Below are 15,467 nucleotides of genomic sequence, written 5' to 3'. Positions count from 1 at the left end.
CACCGGTCCTTCGACCGGTGCGCCGCCGTCGTGCTCACCCCTTCCACGCACTCACGGAAGGTGAGTCACCGGTGAGCTCTCTCCCGGGCGTTGCGACGTGCGCTCGACGCGATCGAGCCGACCACGAGCACGAGGCCCGCGACGCTCAGCAGGGCGATGAGGGCGACGTCCAGGTCGTACGTCGCACCGAGGGCCAGGGCGAGGATGCCCGCGCCCACCGCGACGATGACGAAACCCCACACGACCGTGCCCACGCGCAGGCCCCGGTTGCGCGGGTCCTCGCCGGGGACGGGGCCGCCCGGGGCGAGGTTCGCCTTCTGCTGCGCCGTGGTGTTCCACTGCGCTGCCGGGTCGACCGCGGGAGCGGGCGTCGCCACCGCCGGAGCGGGGACCGGTGCCGGCACGCTCGCGGCGGCGGGCTCGGGGTCGACCGGCGCGTCCTGCACGGGGTAGGCCTGCGTGTGCGTCGGCGCAGCCTCCCAGACGGGCAGCGCCTGGGTCGGGGGAGTCACCGGGAGAGCCTGGGTGGGCTCGGCGACGGGCAGCGCCTGGGTCGCCTCGGTCCGGAAGATCTCGTCGGCCAGGTCGGCGTCGGACGGAGCGGCCGCCTCCAGGACCTGGGTCGCGTCGGGGTCGGTCGAGGTGTCCTCGGACGCGAGCACGCCGGCCTCTGCCGGTGCCTCGGGCCGGTCCTCGGCCTGTTCCTCGGACACGGAGCCCGGGGCCTCGCCCGGCGTGGCCGCGAGCTCGATCGTCGGGTCGACCGGGGGGAGGGCCTGAGTCTCGTCGTGGTCGTCGGACTCGTAGGGGTTCTTCTCGGTGGTCATGATTCCTCCCGGATGGTGACGTCTCCCGCGGCGACGTCGACCTCGAGCAGGAGCACGGGGTCGGCGCCGTCGGAGACGGAGTCGGTGGTGAAGGTGTGCGGGCGGGTGTTGACGCCGTTGATGCTGCGGCGCTCGCCGTCGACGGTCCAGGTCGCGTTGCCCGCGAGGACGCGGACCTCGGCCTCGACCGGGACGCCCGAGGGGACGATCACGGTGAGGTCCCCGGCGCGCAGGTCGACGGGCACGACGACCGGGGCCTCACCGACCGTGCTCAGGTCGAGCCGGCTCAGGTCGACGACGGGGTCACCGAACGTGAAGGCGAACCCGTTCTCGGCGTCCTGGACCGAGGTGACCGTGTAGGTCGAGTCCGACGCGCGGCCCTGGAGGTTCACGTCGAAGCGATCGACCGAGTTCCAGCCGGCGATCGGGAGCGCGATGATCGTCGCGACGATCGCGAGGCCGCCCATGGCTCCGCTCGTGCGACCACGGAGGCCCGAGATCACGACGCCGAGGCCCAGGAGGATGATCGTCGCGCCGATCCACGTGTAGAAGAACGGCACGTCGATCACGTCGCGACGCTCGAGCAGCATGAGGACCGCTGCGCCGAGCAGGCTCACGCCGAGCGTGATCCCCACGATCGCGGTCCCGGGGCCGCGCGGCCGCCGGGCGGCGCGGGCGCGCTGCTCCTCGACGCGGCGCAGGCGGTCCGCCTCGCGCTGGGCCTGGCGACGCGCCTGCTCCTGGGCCCGCGCTGCCTGCTGGGCGGCGTAGGCCTGGGGCGGGACGGGCGGCGTGGGGCGCTGGCCCGCGTAGGCCTGCGGGGGCAGGGGAGCGGAGGCGGTGTACGCGGGGCCCGACGGCGCCGCGGGGGTCGCGGGGTACGTCACCCCGGGTGCGGGCGCAGCGCCCGGCACGGGAGGTCCGTACGGGGGGCGGGCCTGCGCGGGCTGGCCGGGGCGGCCGTGCTGCCAGGCATTCCCCTGGTGTCCCTGCTGGGACGGCGCGACGCCCGGTCCGAACGGCTGCGCGGGGTAGGGCTGGCCGGGCTGGGCGACCGGCGGGGCCTGCTGCTGCGTGTGCTGGGCCGCGGTGTACGCGGCCCGCTTGTCGTTGCGACGGTTGACGACCAGCACGATCACGACGATCACCGCGGCGGTCCAGAACAGCCCGTTGAGCCACTCGAGCCCTGCGAAGTGCCACCAGGACGACCAGCCGGTGCTCCAGCTCAGGCCGACGATCGTCGTCGCGGCCGCACCGAGCATCGCGACGTCGAAGTCGCCGCGGACCGTCTGCTGCAGGTGGATGCGGCCGTCGCGGGCCTCGGGGAGGAGAGCCCAGGCGACGCCGTACAGGACGAGGCCGGCTCCCGAGAGGAAGACCGAGACGACGAGGAGACCACGCACGATCAGGGGGTCGATCCCGAACCGGTCGGCGATCCCGCCGGCGACGCCACCGATCCAGCGGTCGTCCGAGCGGGAGATGCCGAGACGTCGGACGGCGTCGAAGAAGCTGTCCATCCCGGTGGACGGGGTCGGCGGGCCCTCAGGCCCTGCCGGGGCCGGACCGTTCGCGGAGAAGGGCGTGCCGGCGGTCTGCTGGGCCGCCCCGGTCGGTGCGGAGCTCCCGGCCGGCGGTTCTGGGGAGGTGTCCTCGGTTCTCATGGCTCCAGCCTGACGCGCGCAGCGGCCGGCCGGTATCGGGTGTTCCCCTGAGCCGACCCTGAATCCCGTGCCGCGCGACCCTGATCTTCCGGTCAGGGAAGGGACCAAGGGGGCGTTTCGCCCGGTGAGGGCGTCAGGACGTGTGACCATCAGAGGGTGACACAGACCGCGCAACCAGCCAGACGGCTCCCGCTCCGGCGCCCCGAGCAGGGGCGCTGGGTCGGTGGCGTGTGCCGAGGGCTGGCGCTGCACCTCGACCTGCCCGTGGGCGCGATGCGCTTCGTGATGGTCCTGCTCGCCCTCGCGGGCGGCGCGGGGATCGTCCTGTACGTCTTCCTCTGGGTCACGGTGCCCGTGGGCGACCCGGCGCAGGCCGCGGACGAGGAGCGTCCCACCTCGCTCCGGCGGATCGCGCCCCGCCTGCAGGGGCGCGTACGCAAGCTCCCGGTGCGCGACGTCGCGATCGGCGTGGTCCTGCTGAGCGGTGCCGCGGTCCTGGTGGCAGCGCGTGCCGGCGTCGACGTCGAGGTCTCGTGGGTCCTGCCGGTGCTCATCGCGCTCGCGGGGACCGCCCTCGCGTGGTCCCAGCTCGACGCCGCGCAGCGAGGACGCTGGCTCTCGCGCGCGGGAGGGCGGACACCCGCCGGGGTGCTGCGGCTCGCGGGCGGTCTGGTCCTCGTCCTGGTCGGGGTCCTGCTCCTGGTGGGTCAGGACTCGACGGCCTCGGACATGGTCCGGGCGACCGTGGCGTCGCTCGCCGTGCTCGCGGGCGCTGCGATCGTGCTCGCCCCGTGGTGGCTGCGGCTCGTGCGCGAGCTCGGCGACGAGCGCGCTGCCCGGGCACGCGAGGCCGAGCGGGCGGACATCGCGGCCCACCTGCACGACTCGGTCCTGCAGACGCTCGCGCTCATCCGGGCCAGCGCGGCCGACGCGGACACCGTGGCACGCCTCGCGCGGGCCCAGGAGCGCGAGCTGCGCGAGTGGTTGTACAACGACCGACCGGCTCCTGGTACGTCGCTCGCGGCCGAGCTCCGGACGCTCGTGGGCGAGGTCGAGGACCGCCAGAGCTGGCGGCTCGCGGCCGGCGCCGCGAGCACCGCGGGCATGAGCGCTGCGGGGACCGTCGGCGACGGCGGGTCGGCCGGGACGGCCGCGGTCGTGGTCGACGTCGTCGTCGTGGGGGACTGCGTGCCGACCGACGAGACCACGGCGCTCCTCCAGGCCACGCGCGAGGCGCTCGTCAACGCCGTCGCGCACGGGCGTCCGCCCGTCTCGGTCTACCTCGAGGTGTCCGACGACATGGTCGAGGTGTTCGTGCGCGACCGCGGCGACGGGTTCGAGATGAAGGACATCGCCCAGGACCGGTTCGGCGTGCGCGAGTCGATCATCGGGCGAGTGACGCGGCGCGGAGGGCAGGCCGAGGTCGTGTCGCGGCCGGGGTGGGGGACCGAGGTGCGGCTCAAGGTGCCCCGGGCGGCCGAGGCCGAGGGCGAGTCGACGGCCTCGACGGCCGCCCCGGGTGCGACCGCACCTAGGATGCCGGGGGAGCCCGACGCGGGCACGACGCCCGTCGGACCGGCCCGGAACGGGGCGCGGCCTGCGCCGACGCCCTTCACGGGACCCGCGCCGCAGCCCGAGCCCATCGCCCGCACGACCCAGGAGCGCACGTGACCACCATCCCGAACCCCGAACCGGCCACGCTCCCGGGCGCGCCCGTCCCGGTCGTGCTCGTCGACGACCACCACATGTTCCGCGCGGGGGTCCGTGCGAGCCTCGACGGGCGCGTGGACATCGTGGGCGAGGCCGACAGCGTCGACGGCGCCGTCGAGGCCATCCGCGCCCTGCGGCCACCGGTCGTCCTGCTCGACGTGCACCTCCCGGGCGGCAACGGCGGAGGCGGGGCCGAGGTCATCACCCGCTGCTCCGACCTCCTGGGCTCCACGCGGTTCCTCGCCCTGTCCGTGTCCGACGCGGCCGAGGACGTCGTGGCGGTCATCCGGGCGGGAGCCCGCGGCTACGTGACCAAGGCGATCTCGGGTCCGGACCTGGCGGGCGCGGTCGTCCAGGTCGCGAGCGGCGACGCGGTCTTCTCGCCGCGGCTCGCGGGGTTCGTGCTCGACGCGTTCGGCACCGGGCAGGCCGACGTCGCGGTCGCCGACGACGAGCTCGACCGGCTCTCGGCCCGCGAGCAGGAGGTCATGCGGCTCATCGCGCGCGGCTACGCCTACCGCGAGGTCGCCTCGGAGCTCTTCATCTCGGTCAAGACGGTCGAGACCCACGTGTCGTCGGTGCTGCGCAAGCTCCAGCTCTCCTCGCGCCACGAGCTCACGCGGTGGGCCGCGGCCCGGCGCCTCCTCTGAGCCCGTCGGTCCGCTCCGGGGACACCTGACGAACCGCGAGATCTGGCCGTATTAGCAGGTGAGAAGCGGTTCGCCGCAGCCGGGTGGGGCGATAGCCTGGAGGCAGCCGGGTGAAGCCCTCCGGCCCGACGAAAAGGACCTCCGACGTGACGTACGTGATTGCTCAGCCTTGTGTGGACGTGAAGGACAAGGCGTGCATCGAGGAGTGTCCGGTGGACTGCATCTACGAGGGCAAGCGGTCGTTGTACATCCATCCTGACGAGTGCGTGGACTGTGGTGCGTGCGAGCCGGTGTGTCCGGTGGAGGCGATCTACTACGAGGACGACGTGCCCTCGGAGTGGAGCGACTACTACCGGGCGAACGTGGAGTTCTTCGATGACCTGGGGTCGCCGGGTGGTGCGGCGAAGATGGGCATGATCGAGAAGGACGACCCGATGATCGCTGCCCTGGCCCCGCAGGCCTGAGCGCAGCCTTCTCCGATACCCCGAGGGGGCCCGTCATCCTGTGGATGACGGGCCCCTCGGGGTTTCTCGCGTCGTCGGGCTGCTCTGCCTGCTTGAGCTGGTCCCGGCCGACCGGCGGGAGTCAGTCCAGCCCGGCAGCCCGCCAGGCAGGGCTGACGCGCACCACGTCCCCGACCACGGTCACGGCCGGCGCACGGACCCCGGCCGCGGTGGCCACGTCCGCGATGGTCTCGAGCGTGCCGACGGTCGAGCGCTGGCGCGGGCCGTAGCCGTCCTCGACCACGGCGACCGGCGTCCGCGGTGACCGCCCGAAGGCCACGAGGGCCGCGGCCGAGTCGCGCAGCCGCGAGACACCCATGAGAAGGATCACGGTGTGGTCGGCCGCGGCCGGGACCTTGCCGATGTCCTCGTGCCCGGTCAGCACCGTGAAGCCGCGCGACCAGCCACGGTGCGTGACCGGGATCCCCACCGCCGCAGGTACCGAGACCGCGCTCGTCACGCCAGGCACGACCTCGACCGGGATGCCGTGCTCCTCGCACGCGATGAGCTCCTCACCTCCGCGGCCGAATACGTACGGGTCGCCGCCCTTGAGTCGTACAACTCTTCGGCCGGCGAGCGCGTGCTCGACAAGCAGCGCGTTGATCTCCTCCTGCGGGACCGGGTGGAAGCCCGGGGTCTTGCCGACGTCGACGATCACGACGTCGTCGTCCAGGTCGTCGAGCAGCGAACGCGGCCCCAGGCGGTCGGTGACCACGACGTCGGCCTGGGCGAGCAGCCGCCGCCCGCGCGCCGTGATGAGCCCGGTGTCGCCGGGGCCACCACCCACGAGCGCGACCATCCCGACGCCGCCCGTGCCCGGGCGGACCTGACGCAGGGGGAGCTCACCGGTCGCGAGCAGGGCGTCGATCGCGTCGCGGATCCGCTGGGCCCGTCGCGGGTCGCGCCCCGCGTTGACGGCGACGGTGATCTCCGTGGCGCGGGCATCCGACGCGACGGTCGCGGACGACGAAGCGGTCGCCGCAGTGCCGCCGACCGCAGTGCCGCCGACCGTGACCCGCGCGACCGCGGGCACCCAGGCGGTCCCGGCCTCGGCGTCGCCCGCGTTCACGCAGAAGATGCGCAGCGCCTCGGCCTCGGCAGCGACCTGGGCGTCGACCTCGGTCGAACCGGTCGCGGTGTGCACGAGCCACGCACCCTCGAGGTCGCCCGGGCGGAACGCGCGCGCGTCCCACGTGACCACGGGCCGGGGCGTGCCGGACCCGGCGAGGGGCCCCGCGCCGTCGGGCAGGTGAGTCGCGCCGTCGGGCAGGTGAGTCGCGCCGTCGGGCGCGGGGAGGGCGACCAGCGCCGCCAGGTCCTCGCAGACCTCGGGGGCCACGACACGCACCTGCGCGCCCGCGCCCACGAGGGACCGCGTGCGGCGCGCGGCCACCGGCCCCCCGCCCACGACGACGACCGGACGGCCTGCGATCCGCAGACCGAGGGGGTAGAGCTCAGAGTTCATGCGCCCATCATCGCCCGAGAGCGGCCGAAGCCAGCTCACGCCGGCGCAGCCACCCCGGGCCCTTGCTCGTGGACGTCTCGGGAGCCAGGCCGCGGCGACGCAGCATGGTCTTCTCGACCGGAGCGAAGAAGAGCAGCTCGATGACCATGCCGACCACGAGGATCAGCAGGATCGCGGTGAAGACGAGCGCCATGTCGGACAGCTCGCGGCCCTGCTGGAGGAAGGCCCCCAGCCCGAACCCGATCCCGCCGCCGACCGCGATGATCTCCGCGGCCATGAGCGAGCGCCACGAGAACGCCCAGCCCTGCTTGAGGCCCGCGAGGTAGCCGGGGAACGCTGCGGGCAGGATCACGTCCTTGATCATCTGGAAGCGGCCCGCGCCCAGGACCTGGCCCACGCGCCGGTACAGCGGCGGCACCTGGTCCACGCCGGACACGATCCCGTTGATGATCGACGGGACCGCGCCCATGAGGATCACGAAGTACACCGTGGCGTCCGACAGCCCGAACCAGATGATGCCCGCGGGCACCCAGGCGACCGACGGCAGCACCTGCAGGCCCGTGATGATGGGCCCGAACGACACCCGCACCCAGCGCACGCGTGCCACCAGGATGCCCAGCGGGGTACCGATCGCGACGGCTGCGAGGAAGCCCAGGACACCGCGCGAGAGGCTCGTGCCGAGCGCCTGCCAGAGCGTGCCGCTCGCGGCGGCCCGGGTCACGGCCTCCCAGACCTGCGTGGGGCCGGGCAGGTTGTAGATGGGCTGGACCTCGAGCCACACCAGCACCTGCCAGACCGCGAGCAGGATCGCGATCGCGAGCACGGGCGGGTACACGGCCTGGAAGACCTTGGACCACCGGCTCGCGCTGGGCGCGACGCTCGTCTGGAGGGCGTCGAGGCCCGCCTCGATGTCGCCCACGTCCTTGGCGTGCCCGACGACGGCGCTCACCTCGCGGGGTGTGCTCACCTCGTCGGCGGGCCGGGTGGTGGGACTCTCGGCCGGGCCGGAACCGGGACGGGCCTCGTCCCGCGGGGTCAGGGTCTCAGACGGCATGACGGCGGATCTCCTCACGGAGGTCGTTGGTGATCTCGGTCGCGAGGCGCGACGCGGCGGCGGCCTCGATGCTGCGTTGCTCGTTCGCGCCGTACACGTCGACGTCCCACTCGCGCACGATGCGTCCGGGGCGCGAGGACATGAGCAGCACGCGCTGCCCGAGCCGCACGGCCTCGCGGACGTTGTGCGTGATGAAGACGATGGTGCGCCCGGTCTGCTCCCAGACGCGCTCGAGCTCGTCGTGGAGCAGGTCGCGCGTGATGGCGTCGAGCGCGGCGAACGGCTCGTCCATGAGCAGGACGTCCCGCTCCTGGGCGAGCGAGCGAGCGAGCGCGACGCGCTGGCGCATGCCGCCCGAGAGCTCGTGGACGCGCTTGTCGCCCGATCCGTCGAGCCGCACGAGCGAGAGGAGCTCGGCGGCACGTTCACGCCGCTCGGCGCGCGGCACGCCGCGGAACTTCAGCGCGAGCTCGATGTTGCGGCTCGCGGTGAGCCAGGGGAACAGCGCGGACTCCTGGAACATCAGGGCCGCGCCGCCCCCGGCGACCTCCACGTCCCCCGTGGTCGGGCGCTCCAGACCCGCGACGATGTTGAGCAGCGTCGACTTGCCGCAGCCGGAGGCTCCGAGCAGGCAGACGAACTCGCCCTGCGCGATGTCCAGGTCGATCCCCTCGAGCACCGGGGCGCCCGTCGGGGAGAACCGCTTGGACACGCCGCGCAGGCGGACGCCGGTCGTGGGGCCGGCACCCTCGTCGAGGGTGATGCCGGCAGGGGAGCCCGTGCGGGCGGGGGACGTGGTGGTCATGGTGCTACTCCTTGCCGAGACCGGCGGCGGAGACGGTCGGCTGACCGGCCTCCGTCAGCACCTTGTTGAGGAGGCTCAGGTCGTAGATGCCGTTCAGGTCCGCCTCGGTGGTGGTCCCGGCGGTCACGCCGTCCTCGAGCAGGGTGTTGAGCGTGCCCGCGAGCGGGTCCGTGGTGAAGGTGATGTTGGTGAAGGCGCGGTCCAGGACCGCGTCCGACAGCGGCTTGCCGGCGATCTTCTCGATCTCGCCGTTGACGAGCGTCTTGGCCTCGTCGGGGTTGGCGTCGAGCCAGTCGATCGCCGCGACCTCGCCGCGCAGGAGCGCCTCGACCGTCTCCGGGTGCTCCTCGAGGAAGTCGGTGCGGACGATCAGGTGCGTGGTGAGGAACTGGCCGTCGTCCCACAGGTCCTTCTCGTCGACCAGGACGTGCGCTCCGGCGTCGAGCACGAGGCGCGAGGCCCAGGGCTCGGGCAGCCAGCCGCCGTCGAGCTCGCCGTTCTGGAACAGCGTGAGGGTCTGGGCGTTCTCGGTCGGGGTGACCGCGACGTCCCCGCCGCCCTGGATGTCGTTCTCCAGGCCGTTCTCGGTGAGCCAGGCGCGCAGCGCGACGTCCTGGGTCCCGCCGAGCTGGGGCGAGGCGATCTTGGTGCCCTCGAGGTCGGCGGCCGTGTCGATCCCCTCGCGCACGACGAGCTGCGCACCGCCCGACGTCGAGCCCGCGATGATGCGCACGGCCTCACCGTTCGACTTCACGAAGTTGTTGATCGCGGGGTTGGGGCCGATGAACGTGGCGTCGATGGCGCCCGCGTTGAGGGCTTCGATCGCGGCGGGACCGGCGTTGAAGACCTGGGTCGTCAGCTTGGTGTCGCCCAGGGCCTCCTCGAACTGGCCGCCCGCGACCCCGACGAGCGCGGGGGCGTGCGTGACGTTCGCGAAGTAGCCGAGGCGCAGCTCGTCGGCCGGGCCGGACGACGCGGCGGGGGCGTCGGCGGCGTCGGACGTGCCCGTGGAGCAGGCGGCGAGCAGGAGCAGCGGCGCGACGGCGAGCGCTGCGACCGCGGACCGGGTCCGGGCGAAGCGGTGTCGTGGCGTGGCGGCCCGGGAGGCGCGGGTCGGGCGGGACGAGGTGTTCATGGAAGATCCTTCTGGATGGTCGGAGGGTGCCTGGCGGTGGACGTGTCGAGTCCCGGCAGCGCCGATCCATGCAGTACGCGATCCGAGGGCCCGGTGGTCCGGGCCCCTACCTGCGGTGGTCGGGTGACCTCAGATCGCGTACTGCACGGGGCGCTGCGAAGGACATCGCACGGCCGCCAGAGCGTCTCCGACCATTCCTGCTGCAAGGGTGCCGCCGTCCTGACCGTCGATCAGGAGGAAAGCACCGGTGCGACGCGAGGTGATGTACTCCTCGGCCGCGACGGGGGAGGCGAGGCGCAGCGTGACGCGCCCGATGTCGTTGAGCTCGAGCGCTTCCGCGGGCTCGAGCTCGGCCGTGTCGAGGTCCAGGCGCCCGACGACGTCGCGCACCACGGCCTGCACGGTGCGGGTCGTGTGCTTGAGCAGGACGCGGGTGCCGGGGCGCAGCGTCTTGTCGCTGAGCCACGCGACGGTGCCCTCGACGTCCTGCGTGACCTGGGGTGCGTCGACCGCGGCGGCGATGAGGTCGCCGCGGGCGATGTCGATCTCGTCCGTGAGGCGGATCGTGACGGACTGGGGGGCGAAGGCCTCGGCGAGAGTGCCGTCGGCCGTGTCGATGCCCTCGACCGTGCTCCTCCTCCCGCTGGGCAGGACCACGATCTCGTCGCCCACGCGGACGACGCCCGAGGCGATCTGCCCGGCGTACCCGCGGTAGTCGCGGAAGCGCTCCTCGAGCGCGGCGCCCTGGGGACGCAGGACCACCTGGACGGGGAAGCGGAACGCCTCGGTGTCCGGGGTCTCTGCCGCGGGGAGCTCCTCGAGCAGGTCGAGCAGGCTCGGTCCGTCGTACCAGGGGGTCTTGCCGCCCGGGCCGTCCGAGCGGTCGACGACGTTGACGCCCTCGAGCGCCGAGACGGGCAGCGTGAGGATGTGGGGGACGCCGAGCGAGGCCGCGGCCTCGCGGATCTGGTCGGCGAGCTCCTCGTAGCGCTCCTGGCTGTAGTCGACGAGGTCGATCTTGTTGACGGCCACGATCACGTGCGGGACGCGCAGGAGGCTCGCGACCGCGAGGTGGCGGCGCGTCTGCTCGAGCAGGCCCTTGCGGGCGTCGATGAGCAGCACGACGACGTCGGCGGTCGAGGCCCCCGTGACGGTGTTGCGCGTGTACTGCACGTGCCCGGGGCAGTCGGCCAGGATGAACGAGCGCCTGGCGGTCGCGAAGTAGCGGTAGGCGACGTCGATCGTGATGCCCTGCTCGCGCTCGGCGCGCAGGCCGTCGGTCAGCAGCGCGAGGTCGGCCGTCGCGAGACCGCGGTCGCGCGAGACGCGCTCGACGGCGTCGAGCTGGTCCGCGAGCACGGACTTGGAGTCGAACAGCAGGCGGCCGACGAGCGTCGACTTCCCGTCGTCGACGGATCCGGCGGTCGCGAGGCGCAGCAGGGTGCTCGTGGGGAGCACGGGCGAGTCCTGGGCGGCCGTGCCCTCGGCGGGCTGCGGGTGCGTGGTGGTGGCGCTCACTAGAAGTACCCCTCCTTCTTGCGGTCTTCCATGGCGGCTTCGGAGATGCGGTCGTCGGCGCGCGTGGCGCCGCGCTCGGTGATGCGGGTCGCTGCGACCTCGGTGATGACGTCGTCGACCGTGTAGGAGTCGGACTCGACCGCGCCCGTGCAGGACATGTCGCCCACCGTCCGGTAGCGCACGGTCTCGGTGCGCACGTTCGAGGCCTCGGCGTCGGTGCGCGGCTGGGAGTACGGCCCGACGGCGAGCAGCATGCCGTCGCGCTCGAAGACCTCGCGCTCGTGCGCGTAGTACAGGCTGGGCAGGTCGATCTTCTCGGCGGCGATGTAGCGCCAGATGTCGAGCTCGGTCCAGTTGCTCAGGGGGAACGCGCGGACGTGCTCGCCCGGGCGGTGACGGCCGTTGTACAGGTTCCACAGCTCGGGGCGCTGGTTGCGCGGGTCCCACTGCCCGAACTCGTCGCGCAGCGAGATGACGCGCTCCTTGGCGCGCGCCTTCTCCTCGTCGCGGCGGCCGCCGCCGAACACGGCGTCGAACTTGTGCCCTGTGATGGCGTCGAGCAGGGGCTGGGTCTGGAGGGGGTTGCGCGTGCCGTCGGCACGTTCGAGCAGGCGACCGTCGTCGAGGTAGTCCTGGACGCTCGCGACCTCGAGGCGGGCGCCGAGGCGGGCGACCGTCGTGTCTCGGTAGGCGAGGACCTCGGGGAAGTTGTGGCCCGTGTCGACGTGCAGCAGCGGGAACGGCACGGGGGCGGGCCAGAACGCCTTGGTCGCCAGGTGCAGCATGACGACCGAGTCCTTGCCACCGCTGAAGAGCAGCACGGGGCGCTCGAACTCCGCGACGACCTCGCGGATGATGTGGATGGCCTCGGACTCGAGGGACTCGAGCTGGGTCAGGCGGTAGGTCTGGGCGGTATCCGCAGGGGAAGCCACTGGGGCGGTCACGGCGTCGCTCTTCTCGTCGGTGTGCGTGGGGGGTGCGGTCGCGGTGGTCGGTGCGGTCGGCGAGGACGTCGCCGTGGTCGCGGTGGGCGCGCTCATACGTGGAGCCCGCACTCGGTCTTGTCGAGCCCAGACCAGCGGCCCGCGCGCGGGTCCTCGCCGGGGGCGACCCGCCGCGTGCAGGGCGCGCAGCCGATCGAGGGGTACCCGTCGTTGAGGAGCGGGTTGAGGACGACCTGGTGCTGGGCCGCGTAGCCGAGCAGGTCGTCGAACGACCACGCGGCGAGCGGGTTGATCTTGACCAGCCCGTTCTTCTCGTCCCAGGTCACGAGCGGGGTGCTGGTGCGGGTCGGTGCCTCGTCGCGACGCACGCCCGTGACCCAGACCTCGTACTCGCCGAGCGTGCGTGTCAACGGTTCGACCTTGCGCATCGCGCAGCACGCTGCGGGGTCGCGCGACCAGAGGTCCTTGCCGTGCGCCTCGTCCTGCTGGGCGACCGTGAGCCGGGGCAGGACGTCGACGATCGTGACCTCCATCTGCTGCTCGACGGCGTCGCGCGTCCCCGTGGTCTCGGGGAAGTGGTATCCGGTCTCGAGGAACAGGACGTCGACCCACGGTGCCTGCTGCGCGACGACGTGCGGGAGGACCGCGTCGGCCATGGAGCACGCGACGGCGATCGAGCCGCTGAACTCGCGCACGGCCCACGCGACGACCTGCTCGGCGGTCGCTTCATCAGCGGCGCCCAGCCCTGAGCCGTGCAGCTCGGCCTGACCGCGCTCGACGATCGCGCGCAGCTCGTCGGCCGACCGCTTGGGGCGGGCGTCCCGCGCCCGGCGGGCCGCGTGCGCGGCCTTGGACGTGGCGCGCGCCTCGGTGCGCGCCTTGGCGGCGGCGCGCAGCGCGGCGAGCGGGTCGTTGCCGGTCGTGGCGAGCGGCGTGCCCGACGGCGCCGCGCCCGCAGCGTCGAGCGCGTCACCCGGCGCGGTGGTCGTCCCGCTCATCGCAGCGACTCCTCGTCCGCGCGGTGCGCCCACTGGGCGAAGGTCTCGGTGCCGTCCTTCTCCTTCTCGAACTGGCGCACGACGCGCTCGACGTACTCGGGCAGGTCGTCGTTGGTGACCTTGAGGCCACGGACCGTGCGGCCCATGCCCGCCTCGGCGCGGTCGTCCGAGGCGAGCCCGCCACCGAGGTGCACCTGGAAGCCGGGGACCTGGTTGCCCTCGTCGTCCAGCACGAGCTGACCCTTGAGACCGATGTCCGCGGTCTGGATGCGGGCGCACGAGTTGGGGCAGCCGTTGATGTGCAGCGAGAGCGGCTTCATCGCGGACAGGTCGCCCAGGCGCTTCTCGAGGTCGTCGATCGCGCGGCTCGCCGAGGCCTTGGTCTCGACGATCGCGAGCTTGCAGTACTCGATGCCCGTGCACGCGATGGTGCTGCGGCGGAAGGGGCTCGGGTCGGCGTCGAGGCCCTGCTCCTTGAGACCCGAGACGACGCGCTCGAGGTGCTCGTCGGGGACGTCGAGCACGAGCAGCTTCTGGTGCGGCGTGAACCGCACGCGCTGCGAGCCGGCCGACTCGGCGAGGTCCGCGACGGCCGCGAGGATGCTCCCCGAGACCCGCCCCACGTAGGGGGCCGCGCCGATGTAGTTGAGGCCGTCCTTCTGCTTGTGCACGCCGACGTGGTCGCCCGGCTGGGTGGGCTGCGGGGCGGGCGGGCCGTCGGGCAGCGCGTAGCCCAGGTACTCGGTCTCGAGGACCTCGCGGAACTTCGTGGGCCCCCAGTCCGCGAGCAGGAACTTCAGGCGCGCCTTGTTGCGCAGCCGGCGGTACCCGTAGTCGCGGAAGATCTGGACCACTCCGTGCCACACGTCGGCGACCTGCTCCTCGGTCACGAAGGCACCGAGGCGCTCGCCCAGGCGGGGGTTCGCCGACAGGCCGCCGCCGACCCACAGGTCGAACCCGACGCCCAGCTCGGGGTGCTCGAGCGCGACGAACCCGACGTCGTTGATCTCGTGGACGACGTCCTGGGACGGGTGACCCGTGACGGCGGTCTTGAACTTGCGGGGGAGGTTCGCGAGCTCGGGGACGCCGATGTACTTGTCGGTGATCTCCTTGATGACGCGGGCGGGGTCGATCAGCTCGTCGGCCGCGATCCCGGCCACGGGGCTGCCGAGCACGACGCGCGGGACGTCGCCGCAGGCCTCGGTGGTCTGCAGGCCGACGGACTCGAGCCGGCGCCAGATCTCCGGGACGTTCTCGACCTCGACCCAGTGGAGCTGGATGTTCTGGCGGTCGGTGATGTCGGCGCTGTCGCGTCCGAAGTCCCGGGAGATGTCCGCGATGACCCGGAGCTGCTCGGTGCTCACCGCGCCGCCGTCGATGCGCACGCGGAGCATGAAGTACTTGTCCTCGAGCTCGTGCGGCTCGAGCTGGGCCGTGCGCCCGCCGTCGATCCCGGGCTTGCGCTGCGTGTACAGGCCCCACCAGCGGAAGCGGCCGTGCAGGTCGTCGCCCGAGATCGAGTCGAAGCCCTCGCGCGAGTAGACGTCCTCGATGCGCTGGCGCACCGAGAGCCCGCCGTCCTCCTGCTTCCACTTCTCGTTGCCGTTGAGCGGTTCCTTGCCGTCGACGGCCCACTGGCCGTTGGGGCGGGCGACCCGCGCCGGGCGGGCCGGACGCGCGGCGGGAGCGGCGCCGTCGGGCGTCTGCGGGGTGGTCGCGGCGGTCGTGCCGACGGTGGCCTCTGCCGGGGTGGCGGGGCTGCTGCCGGCCGACCGGTCGGCGACCGGGGTCGCCTCGGTGGTGGTGTGCGGCGGCGTCATCGTGCTCCTCATGGGGGGACATGGGCACACGGGGCCAGAGGTCTCAGCGCGACGAGGGGAGTGGCTGAGGGCCGACCACGCGCGCCCTCGGCTCAGAAAGATGGCGAGCTGTCGGCGAGGACGGCTCGGGCTGAGTCAGGCGCGGGTCAACAACAACAGCAGAAGCTGTTGCGGGCGCACGCCGTCGACTCGTGACGCGTCGTCACGAGGAGGAGGTGCGCTGCCGTGGTCATGGCGGGAACGCTACAGAGGCCGCGACCGTATGGGTAGCCCCTGTCCGCATGGTGGATGGGTGTCTCAGACTTCGGCCTCGCCGCTGCGGCTCCAGACGTCTCGTCGGCTGTCCCCGCCGCGCGGCGACACGCGGAGTTTTTCCG

The 15,467-nt window shown here is 73.0% G+C and carries 13 protein-coding genes; 3 read left to right on the top strand and 10 right to left on the bottom strand.

From position 1 onward, the window contains the following. Nucleotides 1-65: 65 nt before the first annotated feature. Nucleotides 66-827: a hypothetical protein gene (locus H9641_RS04085; RefSeq protein ID WP_191801309.1), complete on the bottom strand. Its 762-nt coding sequence runs from the start codon at nt 825-827 to the stop codon at nt 66-68. Continuing rightward, the gene (locus H9641_RS04080; RefSeq protein WP_191801307.1) at nt 824-2,488 is read right to left on the bottom strand and encodes a PspC domain-containing protein; all 1,665 of its coding nucleotides are present in this window, start codon (nt 2,486-2,488) and stop codon (nt 824-826) included. The genes H9641_RS04085 and H9641_RS04080 overlap by 4 nt, the downstream gene beginning before the upstream one ends. 156 nt (nt 2,489-2,644) lie before the next feature. Between H9641_RS04080 and H9641_RS04075 the strand changes: the two genes are divergently transcribed. The 3 genes from H9641_RS04075 (at nt 2,645) to fdxA (ending at nt 5,312) form a co-directional block, all read left to right on the top strand. After that, nucleotides 2,645-4,159 (top strand): ATP-binding protein, encoded by a 1,515-nt coding sequence (locus H9641_RS04075; protein ID WP_191801305.1) that lies wholly within the window; start codon nt 2,645-2,647, stop codon nt 4,157-4,159. 5 nt (nt 4,160-4,164) lie between these two features. Continuing rightward, nucleotides 4,165-4,848, top strand: coding sequence for a LuxR C-terminal-related transcriptional regulator (locus H9641_RS04070; protein WP_056654010.1), 684 nt, complete (start codon nt 4,165-4,167; stop codon nt 4,846-4,848). A 146-nt stretch (nt 4,849-4,994) separates the two neighbouring features. Next, complete coding sequence (fdxA, locus tag H9641_RS04065) at nt 4,995-5,312, top strand: ferredoxin (RefSeq protein WP_056764260.1); 318 nt, start codon at nt 4,995-4,997, stop codon at nt 5,310-5,312. 121 nt (nt 5,313-5,433) lie between these two features. Here fdxA and cobA read toward each other — a convergent pair whose 3' ends face one another. The 8 genes from cobA to H9641_RS04025 form a co-directional block, all read right to left on the bottom strand. After that, nucleotides 5,434-6,816, bottom strand: a complete 1,383-nt coding sequence (gene cobA, locus H9641_RS04060) for a uroporphyrinogen-III C-methyltransferase (RefSeq protein ID WP_191801303.1) — start codon at nt 6,814-6,816, stop codon at nt 5,434-5,436. Nucleotides 6,817-6,823: 7 nt separating this feature from the next. Beyond that, nucleotides 6,824-7,870, bottom strand: coding sequence for an ABC transporter permease (locus H9641_RS04055; protein ID WP_191801301.1), 1,047 nt, complete (start codon nt 7,868-7,870; stop codon nt 6,824-6,826). Continuing rightward, nucleotides 7,860-8,675: an ABC transporter ATP-binding protein gene (locus tag H9641_RS04050; RefSeq protein ID WP_191801299.1), complete on the bottom strand. Its 816-nt coding sequence runs from the start codon at nt 8,673-8,675 to the stop codon at nt 7,860-7,862. The genes H9641_RS04055 and H9641_RS04050 overlap by 11 nt, the downstream gene beginning before the upstream one ends. 4 nt (nt 8,676-8,679) lie before the next feature. Next, nucleotides 8,680-9,810 carry an ABC transporter substrate-binding protein gene (locus H9641_RS04045; protein WP_191801297.1) on the bottom strand — a complete coding sequence of 377 codons (1,131 nt, stop codon included), beginning with the start codon at nt 9,808-9,810 and terminating at the stop codon, nt 8,680-8,682. A gap of 129 nt (nt 9,811-9,939) precedes the next feature. Then, nucleotides 9,940-11,268, bottom strand: a complete 1,329-nt coding sequence (locus H9641_RS04040) for a sulfate adenylyltransferase subunit 1 (protein ID WP_191801520.1) — start codon at nt 11,266-11,268, stop codon at nt 9,940-9,942. A 59-nt stretch (nt 11,269-11,327) separates the two neighbouring features. Then, the gene (gene cysD / locus H9641_RS04035) at nt 11,328-12,368 is read right to left on the bottom strand and encodes a sulfate adenylyltransferase subunit CysD (RefSeq protein WP_191801295.1); all 1,041 of its coding nucleotides are present in this window, start codon (nt 12,366-12,368) and stop codon (nt 11,328-11,330) included. Continuing rightward, the gene (locus H9641_RS04030) at nt 12,365-13,270 is read right to left on the bottom strand and encodes a phosphoadenylyl-sulfate reductase (RefSeq protein WP_191801293.1); all 906 of its coding nucleotides are present in this window, start codon (nt 13,268-13,270) and stop codon (nt 12,365-12,367) included. The genes cysD and H9641_RS04030 overlap by 4 nt, the downstream gene beginning before the upstream one ends. Then, nucleotides 13,267-15,090, bottom strand: a complete 1,824-nt coding sequence (locus H9641_RS04025; protein WP_225219967.1) for a nitrite/sulfite reductase — start codon at nt 15,088-15,090, stop codon at nt 13,267-13,269. The genes H9641_RS04030 and H9641_RS04025 overlap by 4 nt, the downstream gene beginning before the upstream one ends. Between the last annotated feature and the right edge of the window lie 377 nt (nt 15,091-15,467).

The sequence above is a fragment of the Oerskovia merdavium genome (genome assembly GCF_014836755.1).
Taxonomy (GTDB): Bacteria; Actinomycetota; Actinomycetes; order Actinomycetales; family Cellulomonadaceae; genus Oerskovia; species Oerskovia merdavium.
Note: the sequence above shows the minus strand (reverse complement) of the source record. Positions and strands in the feature narration are given on the sequence as shown.